Consider the following 20,626-nt stretch of genomic DNA (forward strand, 5'->3'; position numbering starts at 1 on the left):
GTCACTTGAATTCAGGGGAGGCGCGTGACACATGGCATTGGCTTTCAACTCGAGAGGGTGTCCGATGATGCGTCACGTGATGAAGACGTTGAGCCTGGTGTCGGTGGCCGTGCTGGCGGCGTGCGGTGGCGGTGTGGAGACCTCGCGCGAGGAGCCGGCGGCCCAGGTGGGCCAGGGCCTCGCGGAGCTGTCGCTGTCCGAGGGCTCCATCACCTCGGCGCTCCAGTCGACGCTCAACACGGGCAACGCGAAGTACCGCTGGACGGAGGGCTCGCTGCGCCGCTTCGACTTCTCGGGCTCGGCGACCCTCGCCCAGGCGGACGCGGCCGTCCTCGGGTTCCAGGAGTACGAGGCGTATGCCTACTTCGGCTCGACCCAGGCCATCTCCTACGCGGACTGGAAGAACACCCTGTACTCGGAGTTCCAGCCGCTGCACTCGCAGATCCTCTCCACCTACTCGAACGGGACGGAGACGGTGCAGGTGGTGACGCACTACTACGAGCAGCTCGTGGCGGCGGGCTCGACGGGCTGGTTCCGGCTGACCGTCATCCTCTTCCCCCAGTCGCGCAAGGTCATCGTCTTCGAGCAGACCGGCTACGAGGTCTGAGCCAGACGTCTGAGCCAGACAATGACGTGAGGACGTGCGCGGGCGCCGGTGTTCCCCTGGGGGGAGCCCGGCGCTTCGTGTTTCGTCACGGGCCGGCGGCGTCCTCGGAGATGTGCAGCGTGTAGCGGATGGGCCAGGCGGTGTCGCTCCGGGCCATGCCGTCCACCACCACGAGCACCGTGCGCCCCTTCTCCAGGGTGAGCTTCACCCGGGGCGCGCCCGTGCGGCTCGACGCGCACGCGAGCTCCTGGCCCCGGCACCCGGTGAGCACGTACAGCGCGTTGCCGTCACTGCCCGAGGTATCGAAGACGAAGGTGCCATCCCGGGGCGCGGTCCACAGGTGCGCCCGATCCTGCTGAAGGAGCTCCCCGCACGTGCCCTGGAAGCCGTCCCCCGCGTGCACCGTGTCGCCGAGGAACGTGACGGGCAGGGCGCTGCCCAGGTTGATGTCCGAGCACCCGCGCCCGTCACACAGCACGTCTCCCTGGCAGTCCGTGTCCGCGCAGTCCACCCACCGGTCCCCGTCATTGTCCGCGCCGTCGAAGCAACTGGCGGCCTCGGCGGCCGTCTGCTGGGTGATGTGCAGCTCGAAGTCCCCCTCGCTGAAGTCGCCACCCTGGGGGGAGTCCACCCCCACCAGCACCCGCTGTCCCGCGGTGAGGCGCACCGACACCCGGGCCCCGCCGCCATAGCTGATGCCACCCGTGGCGCACGCGAGCTCCGCGCCCCCACAGCCTCCCTGCCGCACGCTCACCAGGGTGTGCATCGCCGAGCGCGCCGTGTCGAAGCCGTAGGTGCCCGTGCGCGGCGCCGTCCACAGGAAGCCCCGGTCGGGCGCTCCCAGGCCGCCACAGGAGGCCTGGTGGTCATCGCGGGCGTGGCGCGTGCTGCCCTTGAGCCGCACGGGCAGCGCGCTGCCCAGGTCCTGATCCACGCACACGCTGGCCGTCTGCTCGCACACGTTGGCGCCGCCCGCGCCGCCGCCACACGTCTCGCCCGCCGAGCAGGTGCCGCACTCGAGCGTGCCCCCACACCCGTCCGCCACCGTGCCGCACGTCTTGCCCAGCAGGCCGCACGAGGAGGGCCTGCACCCGGCCACCGCGCAGACGTTGGGGGTGCCGCCACCGCCGCACGTCTCGCCCGCCGAGCAGGTGCCGCAGTCCAGCATGCCGCCGCAGCCGTCCGGCACGAGGCCACAGTCCTTGCCCAGCTCCTCGCACGTGGAAGGCAGACAATGCGCGCTGCCACAGACATTGGGCACGCCGCCGCCGCCGCACGTCTGGCCGCCGTAGCACATGCCGCAATCGAGCAGGCCGCCACAGCCATTGGAGACCAGTCCGCAATTCTTTCCCTGGGCGGCGCACGTGGCGGGGCTGCACGAGGCCGGGCCGCACGTGTTGGGGGTGCCGCCGCCGCCGCACGTCTCGCCCGCCGAGCAGGTGCCACAGTCCAGCACGGCGTCACTGCATCCATCCGGCAGCAGGCCACACTCCTGCTTCATCTCCGAGCAGGTATGGGGCACGCACGGGGGTTGGCCGCACGTGTTGGGCACGCCCCCGCCGCCACACGTCGCGTTGCCGGTGCAGGTGCCGCACTCGAGCGTCCCTCCACAGCCATCCGAGAGGGTGCCGCAATTCTTGCCCAGTGCCGCGCAGGTGGTGGGCGTGCAGGGCGCCTGGCCACAGACATTGGGCGCGCCGCCGCCGCCGCACGTCTCGTCCGCGGCGCAGGTGCCGCACTCGAGCGTCCCTCCACAGCCATCCGAGAGGGTGCCGCAATTCTTGCCCAGCGCCGCGCAGGTGGTGGGTGTGCAGGGGGCCCGGCCACAGACATGGGCCACGCCGCCGCCGCCGCAGGTGTCTGGCGAGGTGCACGCGCCGCAGTGCAACCGTCCGCCGCAGCCATCCGGCACGTCGCCACAGTTGGCACCCAGGGAGTCGCAGGTGGCGGGAGTGCAGGTGGCCGGGCCGCACACGTTGGGCTGGCCGCCTCCACCGCACGCCTCACCCGAGGCACAGGTGCCACAGCGCAGCACGCCCCCGCAGCCGTCGATGGTCACTCCACAGTCGAAGCCCTGCTCCTCACACGTTCGCGGCTGACAGAGCCCGCCACTCGTCTGGGAGGGATCCTCGAGCGTCCCGCCGCAGGCCAGCCATACCACCGCGAGGCTCACCCATGCCCACGCACTCCACCACCGGTTGCCCATGCCCCGACCTCCACCCGGCCTCCGAGTGGTCCACGAGGTGCCAACCTGGGACGCCCGCTCGCCTCGCGGAAGGGCTCGGGCAGGCTGCCGCCCGGTGGTGAACGGACGCGAACCCACCGCGGTGGGGGGTGAAGGTGTCCTGGCCAACACCGTGGGGCCCGTGCCCTGCCCGGGAGTCGTGGACGCGGCGACGTCGGGGAGCTTGCGGGCCTCGTTGGACGGGAGTCCGAGGGAGCAACCTGGGGTCACGGGAGGCGTTCATTGCTGAACGTCCCGAGGGAGTGGGGCGTCGGGAAGTGGATGCCTGTCTCCGCCTTCCGGGAGGGGAGCGAGGGGCGCGTTGAACGAGGGGATGGATCGGTTCACGCTGGGTGGCGATCACGAGGTGAGTGTCATGGTGAAGCTGGCCCTTCTGGGAGAGTCCTTTCCGTCGCAGCTGCGGGAGAATCCGCAGGCGCTTCGGGACGTGCAGGTGGTGTGGTCGGGAACGTCGATCGAGGCCTTCCGGAACGAAGTGCCGGCAAAGCGGCCGGACGTGCTGGCCCTGGACTTCCTGGAGCTGAACGCGGTGCAGTCGGACGTGGTGCCGGCGCTGCTGGAGAACTCGCGGGCCAGGCACGCCATCGTGACGTACCGCTTCGCGCGGCGCGGGGTGTTGCAGCAGTATCCGGAGGGCAAGGTGCGGCTGCTGCAGGGGCCCATTTCGCTCTCGCTGCTGCGGGCACACGTGCACCTGGCGGTGCTGGACGACGTGTTGAAGCCCCAGACGGTCCCGGCGCTGGAGATTGTCCGGACGCCTCCGCCTCCACCCACGCCGCCTCCGGCGCCGGTCTCGCCCATCCAGATGAACGCGCCGGGCTCGGCCACGATGGCCACGGTGACGGTGCTGGCCAGGCCCAAGCCGCCGCGCTATACGCAGGAGCAGTTGGGCACGCTGCTGGAGTACGCGAGCAGCGTGAAGTGCGAGTGCCCCAATCACTTGTCACAAATCGTGAGCAGCCTGCAGGCCTTCGAGGAGTACTCGAAGCAGTGCGAGAACCGGAACGACGCGGACCGCGAGGTGCACGGACTGCTCTACCGGTACACGGCGAGCGCGCGCGCGGTGATGGAGGAGGCGCTCGACGCGCTGGTGAAGCACGAGAACATCCCGCTGTGAGTGGGAGGCGGGGTTGATGGAAAGGCCAGGCGCTTCGGGCGTCTGGCCTTTTCTATTCCTCCAACGCATTACGACTCCAAGGGTGGTCTGTCGAGGCCCGCCAGGTTCTCCTCGGCCATCTGGCGGTATTGCGGCACGACCTCCACGGCGAGTACGTCCCGCATCTGCTGGCGCGCACCTTCGAGATCCCCCGCGTCTCGGAGGCTCGTCATCCGGAACAGGGCGCGGGTGATCCGCTCCCGGCCGTCACGGAAGCGCGAAAGAATCATTCCCATGAGGGACTCGGCGCCTCCCGGGCTCTTCAGAGTCTCTTCTGTCTCGGCCTCACTGATTCCAGCAGTGGGCGCGGTTCGATGCAGAAGGGCGCGCAGGTCGTCGGTGAGTTCCAGTGCGTGCCCTTGCTGAACGCGGTGCACGAGAACGGCGAGCTGTGGCCGGTCGGGCAGGTCCGCACTCACGCGCCCGGTTGCGGCCACCTCCGACAGTTGGGTCAACTCCTTGAGTCTTTTGTCGGCCTGCTTGCGGTAGAGGGGAACAACCTCCACGGCGAGTACGTCGCGCATCTGCTGGCAGGCACCGTCGAGGTCCCCTTTGTCCCGTAGATCGGACATCCGGCGTAGTGCTCGGGTAATCCGGTCGGAGCCGTCGTTGATGCGCCGCATGGCCTCTTTTAGCAGCGTGGTGGCCGTATCCACGCCTCGGAGGGCATCCTCTGTCTCTTGCTGACTGATGCCCACCTCTAGAGCGGTCCTGAGCAAGAGAACCCGCGTGTCTTCCGTCAGTTCCAGCGGATTGCCGTGTTCAAGCACTCGTCGGGCTAGTGCACGAATGGAATCCCAATTGATCTTGGCCGACATGGTTATTCGTCTTCTGGTGGAGGGCACATGTCCGCAGGCCATTTGTGCTGGCCCTCACAGCGACGGATGCAGTCGTAACATGGCCCGCCCCAATTGTCGTCCTGGCACCTGACGTAGTTCTTGATGCACTCCTGCTTCCACTCCGGAAGGTCTTTGTTGTTCTCGAACTCCTCATCGTCGATCTTCAGCGAAATGTCCCGTAGGACCCGGATCACGTCCGAGCGGCTGGCGGTGCAGTTCTCCAGAGGGCTCAGCGGGTACTTCTTGATGCAGCAGTCCACCGTGGAGTCTCACGGTCGGCACGCGATGGCCGCTGCACAGCCCGAAACGAGCCCACCCACCAGCACCGCTACCCAGAGGCGTGGGGTACAATTCAGTTTTTTCACGCGTCCAAGGCTAGGTCAGTCAACTGGGGAACGATAGCCGGGGACAGGGCGTGATGGGCTGTCCGCCGCCAACTTGTTCTGGTCATTAGCGACGCGTTACGAGGCTCCTGCGATGGGTGCCCCGCTCCCGCCGCCGGTCTCGAGGACTCACTACTCTGGGGGTGGGCTGTCGAGGCCCCTTAGCTGCTCCTCGGCCATCTCGCGGTATATCGGCACGACCTCCACGGCGAGCACGTCGCGCATCTGCTGGCGTGTGCCTTCAAGGTCTCCCGCGTCCCGGAGGCTCGTCATCCGATACATCGAGCGCAGGAATCGACGCTCTCCCTTCTGGAAGCGCGAGAGAATCATCCCGATGAGGGTTTCGGCGCCTTCGGGGCTCTTGAGGGCCTCTTCCGTCTCGGCCTCGCTGATAGCTGCCGTGGGGGTGGTCCGGCGTAGGAGGACGCGCAAGTCGTCGGTGAGTTCCAGGGCGTGCCCCTGCTGGATGCGTTGAGCGAGAACGGCAAGCTGCGGCCGATCGGGCAGGTCTGGATTGAGCCGCCCGGTTGCGCGCACCTCCATCAGTCCGGTCAACTCCTCAAGCTGGACTTCGGCGTGCTTCCGGTAGAGGGGGACCACCTCCACGGCGAGCAGGTCGCGCATGGCCTGCTGTGCCCCGTCGAGGTCCCCTTTCCTTTGGCGTGTGCCCGCCCGGTCCAAGGCATCCCCAAGTCGATGCGACCCATCCCGGATGCGCTGGCGGATTTCCCTGAGCAACGTCGTCGCGGTGGACAGGCCGCGCAAAGCGTCTTCCGCGTCCTGCTGGCTGATGGCCACCTGCTGAGCGGTCCGCGAAAGAAGGGCGCGCGTCTCGTCGGTGAGTTCCAACGGGGCGCCACTTTCGAAAACATCCTGAGCCAGTGTCCGGAGTTCTTCCCAGTCCGTTTCTTCGGTCATTCGTCTTGATGCAACAGGACATTGTTGAGTCGCCGGGGCGGCAGTCCATCGTGGCCGCTTGCGTCAGGAGTATGGGGCGCTTCGAGGTACAGTGCGTCCCACCGGAACAGGTGGAGTGCGCCCTACTGGCCGAGCAACCAGACACGAACAGCCCCCAAAGCAGGGCCACACTCACGAACGCAACGGAAGTCAAGTGTTTCATGCTGCCAGCGCAGGGTAGTCTCTTTTCGAGACGCTACGATGGGCTCTCGCACAGATGACTGGCCGCTCGCGCTCCTTATCTGGTAGGTTCACCTACAGGATGTGGAACTTCTTACCTCCCCGGTCTGCTCTTCTTCTCGTCCTCTTGGCGTCGGCGGCCATGGCTCGTGGACGTGATGTCAACGTGCGGAGTGCCTACATTTTTGGCCGCCATGACGAGGGGGTTGATCGGCTGTACGTGACCCCTGACGCAGCAACCATCCTCCGGTTTCAGCAACCATGCGATGCGGCGGGAACGAAGATGTTGGGATGGGAAGGTCGCTTTGAACCGGTAGGCTGTACCGGGAAATCGGTGGTCGTCGTGCCGCTGGTTCGCATTGAGCCCGAGGACCGATTTCTTCTGGTGGTGAGGCTTGCGGATGGGACAGAAGTACCTTTCACCTTGTCAGGTGCCACAAGGAAGGAGGGCGAGTGGCCGGACCAGCAGGTGAACGTCTTCCTTGCGCCGGATACCCGAGAGGAACTCAAGGACCAGTTGAAAACCGCCCGTGAGATGCGAGACGGCTTGATGGATGACGTGCGCCGTTTCTATCGGGAAGACACGCCAGACCATGCGCTCGCAAAACTCCTGGCTGCGGGTGCCAGCAAGCAGACCCCGTTCAAACTGCTGAAGAAGCGCGTCATCAAGAGCGAAGGTGAGGAAACGACTGTTCGCATCTACAAGGGCAAAGCAAAGGCTGCGGTCCTTTTCACCGTGACGAACCATGACCCATCGAAGCCGTGGAATCTGCTTGAAGCTCGTTTGGTGACGATTCGGCCGGGGGAGAACCCGGAGCCCTACGTATTTGGTGACAAGAAGCCATTCGCCTTACGTGCGGACCGGGACGAAATCGCACCCGGCGAATCCGGAAACGTGGCCGTCGTCGTGGACCGGAGCGCGTTCACGACGGAGAACGGAAACGCGGAACTGATTTTGGAAATCTACCGGAAGGACGGTTGGAGGCAGGCTTACGTCGTTCTAGATGAACGCCTCACGCGCCAGTAGGAGCGCCCATCATGTCAGCGAATAGAGCACCCCTACTTCCCATTATTGGCCTGATTCTTATGTCCCTTGGCTGTCCGTCGGCGGGAGTGCCCCTGAGAGCGGATGGTACTCCTGGACCGGAGAAGTGTCCGGAAGAAGCCCTGAAAACGATGCGGATTCTTCGGATGCACGTCAGTGACGCTGCGGACGTGGAACTCGACGCCAACCAGATTGGCGCAAGGCCCATTACCCTCTATGAGGGGCCGGTCGAGAGCGTCCTTGACGGCTCGCTTGGTACGCTCGATCCCGCCACGCGGCTTTATGGGCGGGTGTGGACGAGTGGACCACAGGTTGTCGTTCGGTACTACGAAGCGAAACCACCGGACGGGGATACCGTGCCCATTTGCGCGGTGGCCCGACTCGGGGATGGTCAACTCAGGAAACGCCCCGAGTCGAAGCCCGGGACGGCCATTATCGAGTTCTCCAATGCCTCGGTCTTTGTCGTGGACTCGTTTCGTTGAACCGTCCCACCGGGCCACCTCGTCCAAGCGCTCTCGGTAATGGCGCTCAAAGAGGTAGTCGTTCCCGGAGTGCTTCCAGCGCCTCCTTGCCTTGTCTGGCGAGGGCCCGGAAACCATCGCTGAGCGCCTCGTGCTCGATGACCCGGGTCCAGAACAGGCTCGCGTGGTGGGCGGCCTCCGGCCAGATGTCGAGCGTTCTCGCGGTGGGAGGATCCGGCACGAAGGGGCGATCAACCACCGCTGTCGTCGAGGGCACGAACCTCATCGGTAGCATGTCATACGCGGGCGCGAGCCGAAGCCGACCCTCGCCTGTTTCCAGAAAGCTCAGATTGCCAAAGTGGCGATCATCGTTGCCGGTGAGCTGTCCGAAGACATCGAGCCACCGCATGCGCCTTGCATCCTCGGCTTGGATGAATCCTGCCGCCTGGAGCTTTGGTGCAACACTCGTCCACGAGGACCCAGGGCCCATGTCTCCGATGTATTCGTTGTCCAGGGCCTTGAGTGAGATCATCCCGCGTCTTCCTCTCTCCCCCACGCGGTCGAAGCGCTCGACCTCCAGGAAGCGGTAGTCGCCCTCGTCGAACCAGTGTGCCGTGGCGGCTTCGATGCCCGCCTCTCGAATCACCTCGAGCGAGAGGCTCTCGCACACCAGCAGATCCCTCCATCGGCGGGCAATCGCGCCCTCATCGTCGCTCGCGAACTTGACCAGCACATGCCGTCCTTCCGAGTACGTGAGGAACTTGGGGTGTTCTCCTCCCGCGGAGGAACCGGGCTGCTCCCGGTCGGAGCGGCGGGCCAGCTCCGGGTACGCGCTGCGATCGGTTGGTTCGCGTGGGTGGGCGAGCCACTGATTCAGCGAGTCCTCACCCAGGATGAGGTCGCCGACGCAATCCGCCCCATGCACGGCCAGGGCGATGAGGTGGTGATCATCGTTCCAATCTCCAAGGCGGAGCGGCAATCCCAACTCGGGGTGCTGCCTGCTGAATGTCCGCCCCACGTACCCCTGTGGGCACATGTCGACGATGAAGGGCGGGAGTCCCTCGAACAGGGAGCCGGTGCCCGCGGGCAGGTGAAGCCAGGAACGTCCTTGCTCCAGTGTGAACCAATGACGCCCTCCCTCCAGCAGGTGCACTTCCCCGAACCGCTCCACCTTCCCCGTCTCGCTGATGCGGTGGAGGGGCTGCCGGGTGCCGAGCCGGGGCAGTGTGCGCGTGCGGGCGTAGCGGGTGGCTCGCGTCTGGCCCATCCGGCACACCCGCTCGCCCGCTTCCTGGATGAGGCGTGACACCGTGGGTTGGGACACGCCCAGCTCGCTCGCCAGGTCCTTCGCCTGCGCCACCTGCAGGCGGGACAGCACCCCCAGCATCCGTTCGAGCGAACTCATGAATAGAAAGGTGAATAGAAACCAGCGGCTCGCTGGTGCTCCAACCCCTCGGAATCTAACGGTTCTTCCGCTTGGGCACCAGGAAACGTGAATAGAAATGCCGCCGGAACGGGCGGCTCAGTGGGGCAGGTGGGCGCTCAGGAACTCCTCCACCAGCTCGAACACCTTTTCCTTGCCGGGGTCGTTGTGGGGCTCGTGGTAGCCGCCCGGCACCAGGTGCAGCTTCTTGTCCGTCAGCTTCACCGCGTCGAAGAAGCGCCGCGAGCCCTCCACGGTGTTGATGCGGTCCTCGGCGCCGTGGAGCATCAGCAGGGGCACGCGCAGCTCCGCGGCGTGGGCCTTGATCCACTCGTTGGCGTCGAGGGCCTCCACCGCCCAGCGCGCCGTGCCCTTGCGGTGCACCAGCGGATCCTCCCGGTAGCGCTTCACCCAGGCCGGATCGCTGCTCAGCGCCTCGGCTTCCAGGGGCACCGGGAGCGGCAGCCGGGGCAAGAGGCGGGAGAAGACCCGCGCCGAGTTCACCAGCCACGGCTTCGCCACCCCCACGGACTCCAGCGCCGCGCCGCTGATGATGATGCCCGCGAGCCCCTCGGGGTAGCGCAGCACGTAGTCCAGAACCACCAGGCCCCCCATGCTGTGGCCGTACAGGAAGACGGGCTTGCCGGGCTCGCTCGTGGAGATCCGCTTCAGGAAGGCGCGCATGTCGTCCTGGTACTCGGACCAGGACCTCACATGGCCACGCTGCCCCGACGAGCGGCCATACCCCCGGAGATCGAACGCATGGACCGCATGGCCCCTCGAGACGAGTGCTTCCACCACGTTCGTGAACCGGCCACCGTGCTCGCCCACTCCGTGGACGATTCCCACCACCGAGCGCGGCTCGCCTGAGGGCCGCCAGGCCTGGCCGTGCAGCCGTACCCCCGGTGTGCTCTCGAAGAACCCTTCCTCATGCGCAATCGACATGCGCCCCATCCTAGGCACCCCCGAGTCCCTCAGGGACCCGGTTTGATGCCGCGCACCACCATGCCGGCCATGCAGCCGTAGAAGCTGTCATTCTTCTCGCCTTCCTTGAGGAACTGGAGCCAGGCGTCCACCTGCTCGCGCGTCACCACCCTCTCGGCGATGGCCTTCTCCAGCACCGGGTACATGCCGAACGTCTCCAGCATGCGCGGCACCCACGTGCCCACCACGGGTCGCATGGCCACCTGGTCCACCCCCAGCGAGTGGAACATCCGCGGCAACTGCCGGCCAATCCACGGGTTGCGCAGTTGATCCGTCCAGAAGTGGATCAGCGCGCGCACCACCCCCCGATCCGGTCCGTCCAACGCCCAGGTGTCGAACTCGGGTTCGAAGAGCACCACCGCCCCGCCTGGACGCGTGAGCCGGAGCAGCTCGCTCAGCGCCTTGCGCGGATCATCCAGATAGATGAAGACGCGCGAGGAGCGGCAGCGATCGAAGCTCTCCGAGGGAAAGTCCAGGGTGTGCAGGTCTCCCTTGCGGTACTCCACGGACAGCCCCGTGCCCTGCGTGCGCGCGCGGGCCTCGGCCAGCAGCGCCTCGCTCAGGTCCACGCCCACCACGTGGCCCCGAGGGCCCACCAGCGTGGCCAGATCCCGGGTGACATCGCCCACGCCGCAGCCCGCGTCCAGGATGCGCTGGCCGGGCGCCACTCCCAGCATGAGGTGCGTGAGCTGCTGCATCTCCTGCACCTGCTGAGACGTGTTCAGCGCATCCAGGAAGCGCACGGCCTCTTTCGAGGTCGTGGCCTGATCGAGGTCATGGAAATCCGAAAAGATGGTTGAAGTAGCGTTCACAGGCCCCTCCCAGGCGAGTGATGGATTGACTGTCCATCATCGCATGCGAGGAGCCGTCCACTGAATCCCCCGGGCTCAAAGACATACAATCCGTCTTTCCCGGGTACTCTGGAAGTGCGCGAAACGCCGGGTTGAACCGTGTCAATGTCCTCAAGTGGGCAGGGAGGGCTCCGTCAGGCCTGTCTCGGGCCGCACCGAGCCCAGGCCGCGCAGGGCATGTTCCTCGTGGAAGCGCGCATCTTCCTCCAGGCGTTCGAACTCCACGGCGTCATGCGCGCAGAACACCTTCACGTCCCGGTCGTGGTGGCGCACCAGCGCGCGCAGCCGCTCCTGGTTGAGCCGGCGCATCCGCCCATCCTTCTGCATCAGCTCCTGGTACAGCAGGAGCCCCGGCGTGCACGTGGGACGATCCGGATTCATCTCCTGATGGTGGAAGTACGCGTCCCCCGCGTGCAGCAGCCAGCCGTCCGGCTGTTGGATGGCCACGCCCGCGTGTCCCAGCGTGTGCCCCACCAGGGGCACCAGGAGGATCTCCGGCGGCAGGCCCGACAGCTCGCGCACGCACTCGAAGCCGAACCAGCGCTCGCCTCCGCGTGGCATCGCGTACGTCACCCAGTGCGGCTGCGTCCTCCACTGCCTCGGCCGGAAGCGCTCGCGGTCCAGCCACGTGCGCTGCGCCGCCGCGGCCTCCACCTCGGCGTTCATCACGTGCACCCGCGCCATCGGGAAGTCATCCAGTCCTCCCGCGTGGTCGAAGTCCAGGTGCGTGAGCACGATGTGCCGCACGTCACTGGCCTTGAAACCCAGACGCTCGATCTGCCGCACCGCCGTCAGGCCCTCGTGGAGCTGCGGCCGGTTGAGCCCGAGGAAGAAGGAGCTCAGCCGGGGCCTCGGGTGCAGCACGTCCTGCAGGCCAAAGCCCGTGTCCACCAGCAACAGCCCCTGCTCCGTCTCCACCAGCAGGCAGTGGCACACCAGGGCCGCCGGGACTCCCTTGGGCCGCTGTCGGCCATCCATCAACGCTCCGCCAGGGGGACACATGGTCACGCAATTCAGATGATGGATGCGCATCCCGCGACTCTCTCTCTGTGGGGGGACCCGGACGGACCCCTGCCGGTGTACGCACGAGAAAGTGGGGAGGACTCCCCGACAGGACCAGCGTCCCCGGGTGCAGCCCGCTTGGCGGGCGGGCCGGAGAGCAGTGGGGAAGAGGGGACCCGGCTCCGGTGGAGGAGCCAGGCCCGCGCCCCGTCCCTAGCCCGCCGTGGGCTGACCGATGGCGGGCGCCTCGGACACGTCGCGTGGACCCGAGGACTTGTAGCCGAGCAGGCGCAAGCCGTTGGCGACCACCAGGAGCGTGCTGCCCTCGTGGAGCACCACCGCCTCGCTGATCCGCGTGAGCCCGAGGATGGCGGCGATGATCAGCACGCCACTGACTCCCAGGGCGATCATCAGGTTCTGCCGCATCACCGACGTGGCGGCGCGGGCGAGGCCCAGGGCGAAGGGCAGCCGGGAGAGGTCATCGCTCATGAGCACCACGTCGGCGGTCTCCAGCGCCGCGTCCGAGCCGGCGCCACCCATGGCCACGCCCACCGCGGCGGCGGCGAGCGCGGGCGCGTCGTTCACCCCATCGCCGACCATCGCCACCGAGCGCTCCTTGCCCAGCTCGCGCACCGCGGTGACCTTGTCCGCGGGCATGAGCGGCGCACGCGCCTCGTCGAGCCCCACCCGCGAGGCGATGGAGCGGGCGACGCGCGCGTTGTCTCCGGAGAGCATCACCGTGCGCTCGATGCCCGCTGCCTTGAGCTCCTGGACGGTGCGCTGCGCGCCCGAGCGCAGCGTGTCCGCCACCCCGAGCACGCCGAGGAAGCGTCCCGCGCGGCGCACCACCATGGTCGTCTGCCCCGCCTCCTCGAGCCGGTTCACCTCGGGGGTGAGCTCGGGGGGAAGGGACTGGCCCGCGAAGAGCGCGAGGCTGCCCACCTCCACGGCCTCCTCGCCGAGCTTCGCGCGGATGCCCTGGCCGTGGATGGCCTCGAGATCCTTCGCGCCCGGGGGCAGGGAGAGGCCCTCGCGCGAGGCGGCCTGCACCACGGCGTGGGCGAGCGGATGGGCGGAGAGCGACTCGACGGCCGCGGCGGTGCCGAGCAGCTCCTCGCGGGACACGCCCGGGGTGGGCGAGGCGGTGAGGAGCTGGGGCCGGCCCACGGTGAGCGTGCCCGTCTTGTCGAAGGCGATGGCGCGCACGCCCGCGAGCAGCTCCAGGTAGATGCCGCCCTTGACGAGCACGCCGCCGCGCGCCGCCGCCGCCACCGCGGACAGCACCGCCGAGGGCGTGGAGATGGCGAGCGCGCAGGGAGAGGCCGCCACGAGCAGTGCCACCGCGCGCAGCACGGCCTCCTTGAGCGGGGTGCCGAGCAGGATGAGCACCACCGGGAAGACGAGCGCGGCGATCATCACCAGGGGAGCGAAGGTGCGCTCCAGGCGTTGGGCGAAGCGCTGGTTGGGGCCCTTCTGGGCCTCGGCCTGGGCGACCATGTCCACCACCCGCGCGAGCACCGACTCCGAGGCGGGCCGCGTCACCTCCACCTCGAGCAGGGCCTCGCAGTTGATGGTGCCGCTGAACACCTCGTCGCCGGGTTGTTTGGCCACGGGGATGGACTCGCCAGTGATGGCGGCCTGGTCCAGTGAGCTCTTGCCCTCGCGGATGATGCCGTCCAGGGGCACGCGGTCGCCGGGGCGCACGACGATGCGCGCGCCCTGGGCCACCTCTTCCACGGGAAGCTCGACGAGCTCCTCGCCCCGGCGCACGCGCGCCACCTCGGGACGCAGGGCGCTGAGCGACTCGATGGACCGGCGTGCCTTGTCCATCGCCCGGTGCTCGAGCGCATGGCCCGCGCTGAAGAGGAAGAGCAGGAAGGCGCCCTCGAACCAGGCGCCGAGCACCGCCGCGCCCAGGGCGGCCACCACCATCATGGTCTCGATGTCGATGCGCCGCTGGAGCAGCGACTGCACCGAGCCCTTGATGGCGAAGAAGCCACCACTGGCCATGGACAGGGCCCAGACGAGGGTGGGGACGAGGGCGGGCACGGGGGCGAAGCGCTCGAGCAGCCAGCCTGTGGCGAGCAGCACGCCGGCGGCCACGACGAGGGGCATCTCGAGCAGGGGCGCGAGGCCACCGCCATGGGCGTGGTGCGAGCAGACATGGCCCGCGGTGGGCACCTCCAGCCCGTAGCCGAGCGCCTTCACGCGCGCCTCGACGTCCTCGAGGGTGAGGGACTCGCGGTCGTACTCGATGACGAGCCGCTCGCTGGCGTACGCCACGCTCGCGGAGAGGATGCCGTTCATGCGGCTCACGGCGTGCTCGATGACGGCCGCCGCGTCGCCCGAGTCCATGCCGCGCACGAACCAGGTGTGCTGGTGGTAGCGCTCGGCGACGGTGGCGCTGGTGAGCTGGGCGAGCGTGAGCAGTTGCTGGGGCGCCACGCCCTCGGGCTGGTAGTGGATGCACACCTCGGTGTGGCCCGCGTCGCGGCGCAGGTGCACGTCGGTGACACCGTGGTGGGACTTCAGGGCCGCTTCCAGCTTCTCGAAGCGGCCGACTTCATCGGTCTCGCCCGGGAGCGCGCCTTCCAGGTCCAATTGGAGCGCCGTGCCTCCACCTTCCGCGGGTCGGTTGCCGGGCGGGCGGATCCGCTTCGGCCGGGGCGCGTGGTGGTCGTGGTCATGATCATGGTTGCAGCCGGGGCCGTGCACGTGCGGCTTGGCCTCGTGGACATGGGCATGACCGTGGTCGTGGTCATGATCATGGTCGTGCTTGCAGCCGGGGCCGTGCACGTGGGGCTTCTTCTCCCGGATGTTGCTGAAGCGGGCGCTCTTCTTGGGCTCGGACATGGGGCTCCTAAGCACCTGGATATCAATGGAGGTACGAAGACAGGCGGGCGCGATTCCGAGAGGGGAACCGAGCACCAGCTGCTGGCAGGCGGTGGCGCGGGTAGGTCGACAAGTTGCTGCTGGCGGCCATGGGCTGGAACTGGCCTCGATACTACTCGGTAGTTCCCTTCGGCGGGGCGCGGCCCTTCTCTGGCGAGAACTGAGGGAACTGGAGGAATGGGTCCATCTCCCTCGGACGCTCGAGCCGCCAGCCAACAGCTCTAGCCCTCTGCGTTCCCCTGCTGGGAGGGCGGCCAGGCGCGGTGTTCCTGGTGGGGAGGTGCGCTCAAGGCGAGGTGGCGCGGCTGTTCGGGGAGCGCGCTTGTCCGCACTCCACCCAGGTCAGCCACTGCCTCCCTCTCATGCCCCAATGCCCTGGGGTTCATTTCTCGGGAGGTTCTTCTCCGAGCCTTCCTCGGGCTGTTTGGGGGGGGCATCCTCCAGCGACTCAAGGCCTCGTGCCTGCCGCAGCCACTGCGGCCAGTGACGAATCTCCTCCTTGGCGTCATCGATCTGTGCTTTGAGCCATCCCGGCTTACTCACTGGAGTCCTCCTCACCTGATTCTGCTGCCGTCCTGAAGTTAAGTCCGATTCGTTCCACGATGGAGGCGAATCGACCAAGATGTTCGACCTCCATGCTCTGGTACACAGTGTAGTTTCCTGAATGCTTCGGAACCACCTCCGTGGGCACCCAGGCGATCACACTGCCGTCTTTGTCCTTCCGCTCTCCCTTGAGTTCGAAGAACTCCATGTACCGCCTCGGCGCAACACCCACGAACGGCGAGAAGATGAGCTTCCCGGTGGAGCCTCCCTCCGAGCCCTCCAGGGAAACGGAATCCGAGTAGAGGTCCGCCGCGAGGCTCTTGGGGTAGGGATCGACATAGACGACCCGGGAGATGCCCGCGGCGATGATGTGCCGTGCACACTCATGGCAGGGGAAGGTCGTGACGTACATCACGCTGCCTTGGACGGATACACCGCGCCGCGCGGCCTCCATGAGCGAGGCCATCTCCGCGTGAACGGGACGCATGAACTCGATGAGATTCGTCACTCGCGAGTCCCGCCAGGGTCCTGTTCCCACCGCGTCCTTCTTCAAGACCTGCGTGCGCAGCTCCTGGACATCCATCGAGCGGTAGGCCTCGGATAGCCACTGCTTTTCCTGCAAGAGCCGGAGGAGTTCGGAGATGAGATCGTGCTTGTGCCGGTCACTCGTATCCACACCTCCCACGAAGTCTCGTCCATCTGGCTCGTCGCCCTCCCAGTACAAACCTCCGCCGGCCTTGGGGACTTCATTGGTGCCCACGGCGAGGAGTTCCCCTGTTGGGGTCGTGATGGCTGAACCCACCTGCCGTCCCAAAGCGGCGGAGCGCATGGCCGCGGCCTTCGCGAAGAAAATGCCCCATTCACTCCGAGTTGGCGTGTGGAAGCGGTGACCAAAGATGAGCCGGACGAAGCGCCGGATACTGAGGTCCATTTCCCTCGGATTCGTCGCGTCGATGAAAACATCCGCCTCCGGAAAGGCTCGTTGAACGTCCTGACCCATGGGCTCGTCCAGGTCGCGTTCATCGGTACGCACGAGGGCTTCGGCCTCGCTGCGTAGATCCATTGGACGCCATTGACCGCGACTCTCGGAGATGCTCCGTGAGAGCTTGTCGACTCGCTTGTCCCTCGGGGCATAAGCCGACATGAGGAAGAACGCCGACCCGTAGATTTCCCGGAGCGACTCGACCTCTTCCCGTCGCTTGAGCGAATGCAGGATGTACGCGCGCCGCCCATTGCGGCGATCCGCCATGAGCATCTCGGTTCTCGCTTGCCGGATGGCACTCAAGGCCAGCCATGCCATCGCGTCCGGGCGCTCCATCTTCTGGCGCAGTCGGGTTCCTGCCTCCATGTGCTTCTCGTAATAGGTGAGCTTGTCCCCCTTTGAGTTCAGGTCGACGCCAAGTCCTTCGATTTCGTGCAGCAAGGACGAGAGCCGGATGGTTCTCGCCTGATAGGCCGCCTCTGCCATCAAGGCCGTGGAAAGCACCTTGGAGACTGCTTCCAGGTCTGTCCCGATGGCGCCAACCAGGCCAATGACAAGCTCCGGCGCTGATTGCGCGGCGCGTCGATTGAACTCATCTTTTTTGTCTTTGGACAGATTGTGCGGCGTTCCTTCGCTGGCCATCTCATCGCCCCTCACATCGCGGTCGTAGCGCTGTTCACAAGCTGCCCAGAGAGGGGCTACCACGCTTCCATCCGACCGCTATGGTAGCACCCTCCTCCTGACCTTGGAAGTCGCGACGGCTAATGGCCGTGGCCGCGGTGCTTCTTGCGGGGGGCGGGGGAGCTCACCGGCTCGGGCTCGGGGGCGCGCTCCTCCTCGTGGTGGTCCTCATCCTCCTCGTGCTCCTCGGGGATGGGCTGGGTGAAGCGCTGGCCCGCGACCTCCAGGGTGAAGGCCTTGCACGTGGCGGGCACGTCGAACTCGAGCACCGCGGGCAGTCGGCCCTCGTAGGCCTTCAGGGTGTTGCCCTGCTCGTCATACACGGTGCCGCCGGCGGCGACCGTCATGGTCTCGTCCACGAGCACCGCGACGAGCTCCGCCATCTCCTCCATGCGGTCGGCGATGCGGTGGCACCACAGGTGGCCCACTCCCGGGTAGGTCTCGTGGGAGATCTCCTCCATCTGCTCCTCGTCCACCTGCTCACCCACGCCGACGAACACGAAGTTCATCCGCGGCAGGCGGCCGGAGGCGATCTCCTTGGCCACCTGCGTGGCGTAGGCCATGACATTGGGCGCGTCGGAGATCTGCGAGTCGGTGACGATGACGGCCAGGCCCCGCCGGGCGCCCACCTGGACCTGCTGCTTCATGTGGGCCACGAAGTCACGCAGCACGGGCAGCATCACCGTGGCCTTGCCGTAGGCACGCGGGCCGGGAAAGCGGAAGTCCTTGGCCTGGGGGCCGGTCAGCTCGCCCACCTCCTCGAGCTGGCTGCCGTCCCCCGTGGCCCAGTAGGCCACGCGCACCTTGCCGTCCCGGTCCTTGTTGGCCAGGTACTCGAGCATCCAGCGCATCTGCGGCTCGACCAGGTTCTTCACCGGCGCGAGCCTGGCGAGGATGCCGCGCGGTCCGTACTCGTCCTCCATGCTCGCCGAGCCGTCCATGTAGAGGGCCACGTCGAGCCCCTCCACCGTCGGATCATGCAGCAGCGTGGCCACCACCTTGTTGCCCAGGCGGTGCACGTCCGAGAACGGCTTCATGATGACTTCGTGGCCGGCCATCAGTGGTGATCCTCGTCTTCGTCTTCGTCGTGGTGGTCGTCCTCGTCGGGCAGCGGCTGGGTGAAGCGCTGGCCGTTGACCTCGAGGGTGAAGCTCTGGGTGCCCTCGGGGACGTCGAACTCGAGCACCGCGGGCAGGCGGCCCTCGTACGTCTTCACCACCCGGCCCTTGTCGTCATAGAGGGTGCCGCCCGCGGCGACGGTCATGTTCTCGTCCACGAGCACCGCGACGAGCTCGGCCACCTGGGTGATTTCCTGGGCGATGCGGTGGCACCACAGGTGACCCACGCCGGGGAACTCCTGGTGGGCGATGTCCTCGAGCTGCTCCTCGTCGATGTTGTCCCCCACGCCGACGAGCACGAAGTTGAGCCGGGGTAGCTTGCCGGAGGCGATGTCCTTGGCGACCTTCGCCGAGAACTTCTTCACCTCGTCCGCGTCATTCAGACGGCCATCGGTCACGATGACGGCGCAGCCACGACGGGCGCCCTGGGACACCTGTTCCTTGAGGTAGCTCACGTAGTCGCGCAGCGCGGGCTCGAGGTACGTGTGGTTGCCGAGCCGCTGGGGACCGGGGAACTTGTGCTGCTTGACGTCCGTGCCCTTGTACTCGCCGAGCACGTCGACATCCCGGCCCGAGGCGCCGCAGGCCCAGTAGGCCACGCGCAGCAGTCCGTTGCGATCCTTGGTGGCCAGGTACTCGAGCATCCAGCGCACCTGGGGCTCGACCTGGTTGGACTCCTCCTTGAGCGGCGCGTCCTGCAACCACTCCAGGAAGGAGCGCTTGGGACGCGTATACGTGTACTCCTCCTTCATGCTGCCCGAGGCGTCCATGTAGATGGCCATGTCCAGGCCCTCCACCGTGGGATCGTGCAGCAACACCGCGCGGACCTTTCCGTCCTCGACGTGGAGATCGGAGAACGGTTCGACTGGTTTTTCGTGTCCCATGTGTCCCCTCCTTTTGCGCCCGGACGCTAACGCTCGACGGGGGCGGGCGACAATCGGGTCAGTCCTCGAAATCCGACATCCACTCTGGCTTGGACGTCTGCTCTGGCGCGGAGGTGGCGGGCCTGGCTTTCGGCGCGGGCTTCGAGGGCTTCGCGGGCTCTGGGGCGAAGTCCTTCATCCACTCCGCGGAGGTGGCGGGCCGGGGAGGCGTGACGGCCGCGCGCGAGCGGGTGATGCGTGGCTGGGTGCCACCCGGGCGGGCGTGCGCGTCGAGGAAGTCCTGCATCCAGTCGCTCGGGCGGGCGGGGGCGGGCGGAGCGCGGGGCGGCAGGGGCGCGGGAGGCGGGCGTGGCGCGGAGGGCGCGAGGGGCGTGGGGCTCGGGACGGTGATTGGACCGGCGCGTTCCCGGGAGCGCAGCGCGCGCTCCGTCTCGCTCGGCCATCCCGGAAGTACGTCCAGGGCCTGACGCGCCAGGTCGAGGAACTCGGGCGTGCCGGCCTCGCGGGGGACGGTGAGCTTCTCGGGGTTGAGCCACTCGGCGAGCCGGTTCACGAGCCCCGGGTGCTTGCGGCGGAGGATGGCCACGTCGCCCTTCACCTCGTAGCCGCGCGACTCCAGCTCCGCGATGGCCAGCATGCGGCTGGGCACGGGCAGCTCCAGCTCCGCGAGGGCCCGGGGACCCCCGTGCGCGCGGGCGGCGTGCTGGAGCGCCTCGAGCACCTCGTGCAGGAGCGTCGCGACGAGGGGGCCATTGCCGGCGTGGCGCGTCTGCATGTCCAGGGGCACCGCGGGATAGGCGAGCACCAGTCCCTCGCCCTGGGCGAGGTGCTCGGGCCGATCGCCGGGCAGCAGCGCGTGCCAGGCGCGCGGGGGCAGCCGGCTCTCGGGATCATGCGCGTAGTGCAGGGCGTCGGCGGCGCCGTGGACGAGCCCGGCGAGCAAATCTCCCCGCGTCACGGTGAGCTGGCCCGGGACGCGCTCGGGCGTGGCGCCGGGATGGGGACCCGAGAGGCGCCCGTAGAGGTAGACGGGATCATTCACGCCCTGGGCGTCCGCGGGGTGCTCGACGAGCTCCACGGACAAGAGGAAGAGGGCGGGGGCGAGGATGCGCCGGGGGGTGCGGCCGGAGACGAGCTCGTGGTGGGTGAACTGGGCACGGGTACTGGCCGGCAGGTGCTCACGCTCCTCGGCGGGCACGCAGACGAGGTCTCCGGTGATGTCGGTGCACACGAGCCACTCCCGCTCGCCCGAGGGCCCGGCGAGGCGGAACGCGTCCACGGCGTGCACGACGGCGGAGAGGTCGAGCGCGAGGGGCTCGGCGGGGCTGGTGGCGTGGGGGACGAAGTAGCGGGGAGGGCGCACGGGACGGGCCGCGAGCGTCCCCCAAACCGG

Annotated in this window: 16 protein-coding genes; 4 read left to right on the plus strand and 12 right to left on the minus strand. The window is 67.5% G+C overall.

Features of this window, described 5'->3' with window-relative positions:
• Positions 1 to 64: 64 nt before the first annotated feature.
• Positions 65 to 607 carry a hypothetical protein gene (locus tag CYFUS_RS00400; RefSeq protein WP_095983392.1) on the plus strand — a complete coding sequence of 181 codons (543 nt, stop codon included), beginning with the start codon at positions 65 to 67 and terminating at the stop codon, positions 605 to 607.
• An 85-nt stretch (positions 608 to 692) separates the two neighbouring features.
• Here the strand turns inward: CYFUS_RS00400 and CYFUS_RS00405 are convergent, their stop codons facing one another.
• Positions 693 to 2,813 (minus strand): tryptophan synthase alpha chain, encoded by a 2,121-nt coding sequence (locus CYFUS_RS00405; RefSeq protein ID WP_232537282.1) that lies wholly within the window; start codon positions 2,811 to 2,813, stop codon positions 693 to 695.
• Positions 2,814 to 3,165: 352 nt separating this feature from the next.
• Between CYFUS_RS00405 and CYFUS_RS00410 the strand changes: the two genes are divergently transcribed.
• A complete protein-coding gene (locus tag CYFUS_RS00410) occupies positions 3,166 to 3,969 on the plus strand; it encodes a hypothetical protein (protein WP_095983393.1) in 804 nt (267 codons plus the stop codon).
• A 68-nt stretch (positions 3,970 to 4,037) separates the two neighbouring features.
• Here CYFUS_RS00410 and CYFUS_RS00415 read toward each other — a convergent pair whose 3' ends face one another.
• A complete protein-coding gene (locus tag CYFUS_RS00415; RefSeq protein ID WP_095983394.1) occupies positions 4,038 to 4,826 on the minus strand; it encodes a DUSAM domain-containing protein in 789 nt (262 codons plus the stop codon).
• A gap of 536 nt (positions 4,827 to 5,362) precedes the next feature.
• Complete coding sequence (locus tag CYFUS_RS00425; RefSeq protein ID WP_095983396.1) at positions 5,363 to 6,148, minus strand: DUSAM domain-containing protein; 786 nt, start codon at positions 6,146 to 6,148, stop codon at positions 5,363 to 5,365.
• 301 nt (positions 6,149 to 6,449) lie between these two features.
• On the opposite strand from CYFUS_RS00425, the gene CYFUS_RS00430 reads away from it, so the two are divergent.
• Positions 6,450 to 7,394: a DUF2381 family protein gene (locus CYFUS_RS00430; protein ID WP_269770194.1), complete on the plus strand. Its 945-nt coding sequence runs from the start codon at positions 6,450 to 6,452 to the stop codon at positions 7,392 to 7,394.
• 164 nt (positions 7,395 to 7,558) lie between these two features.
• Positions 7,559 to 7,894 carry a hypothetical protein gene (locus CYFUS_RS00435; protein WP_420042674.1) on the plus strand — a complete coding sequence of 112 codons (336 nt, stop codon included), beginning with the start codon at positions 7,559 to 7,561 and terminating at the stop codon, positions 7,892 to 7,894.
• 46 nt (positions 7,895 to 7,940) lie between these two features.
• On the opposite strand, the gene yjjJ is transcribed toward CYFUS_RS00435, so the two are convergent.
• From yjjJ to CYFUS_RS00480, 9 genes are all read right to left on the minus strand, one after another.
• The gene (gene yjjJ / locus CYFUS_RS00440) at positions 7,941 to 9,278 is read right to left on the minus strand and encodes a type II toxin-antitoxin system HipA family toxin YjjJ (RefSeq protein WP_095983399.1); all 1,338 of its coding nucleotides are present in this window, start codon (positions 9,276 to 9,278) and stop codon (positions 7,941 to 7,943) included.
• Between the two features lie 117 nt (positions 9,279 to 9,395).
• Complete coding sequence (locus CYFUS_RS00445) at positions 9,396 to 10,241, minus strand: alpha/beta hydrolase (RefSeq protein ID WP_157758142.1); 846 nt, start codon at positions 10,239 to 10,241, stop codon at positions 9,396 to 9,398.
• A gap of 29 nt (positions 10,242 to 10,270) precedes the next feature.
• Positions 10,271 to 11,092 (minus strand): methyltransferase domain-containing protein, encoded by an 822-nt coding sequence (locus CYFUS_RS00450; RefSeq protein WP_157758143.1) that lies wholly within the window; start codon positions 11,090 to 11,092, stop codon positions 10,271 to 10,273.
• A 150-nt stretch (positions 11,093 to 11,242) separates the two neighbouring features.
• Entirely contained in the window at positions 11,243 to 12,163 is a 921-nt protein-coding gene (locus CYFUS_RS00455; RefSeq protein WP_198316422.1) for an MBL fold metallo-hydrolase, read from the minus strand.
• A gap of 183 nt (positions 12,164 to 12,346) precedes the next feature.
• A complete protein-coding gene (locus CYFUS_RS00460; protein WP_095983403.1) occupies positions 12,347 to 14,986 on the minus strand; it encodes a heavy metal translocating P-type ATPase in 2,640 nt (879 codons plus the stop codon).
• A gap of 574 nt (positions 14,987 to 15,560) precedes the next feature.
• Positions 15,561 to 17,192 carry an anti-phage dCTP deaminase gene (locus CYFUS_RS00465; RefSeq protein ID WP_157758144.1) on the minus strand — a complete coding sequence of 544 codons (1,632 nt, stop codon included), beginning with the start codon at positions 17,190 to 17,192 and terminating at the stop codon, positions 15,561 to 15,563.
• 119 nt (positions 17,193 to 17,311) lie between these two features.
• The gene (locus CYFUS_RS00470; protein ID WP_095983405.1) at positions 17,312 to 18,289 is read right to left on the minus strand and encodes a VWA domain-containing protein; all 978 of its coding nucleotides are present in this window, start codon (positions 18,287 to 18,289) and stop codon (positions 17,312 to 17,314) included.
• On the minus strand, positions 18,289 to 19,233 hold the full coding sequence (locus tag CYFUS_RS00475; protein WP_095983406.1) for a vWA domain-containing protein: 945 nt from the start codon (positions 19,231 to 19,233) through the stop codon (positions 18,289 to 18,291). The genes CYFUS_RS00470 and CYFUS_RS00475 overlap by 1 nt, the downstream gene beginning before the upstream one ends.
• Positions 19,234 to 19,291: 58 nt before the next feature.
• Entirely contained in the window at positions 19,292 to 20,596 is a 1,305-nt protein-coding gene (locus tag CYFUS_RS00480; protein ID WP_095983407.1) for a hypothetical protein, read from the minus strand.
• Between the last annotated feature and the right edge of the window lie 30 nt (positions 20,597 to 20,626).

The organism is Cystobacter fuscus, from assembly GCF_002305875.1.
GTDB classification, from domain to species: Bacteria; Myxococcota; Myxococcia; order Myxococcales; family Myxococcaceae; genus Cystobacter; species Cystobacter fuscus_A.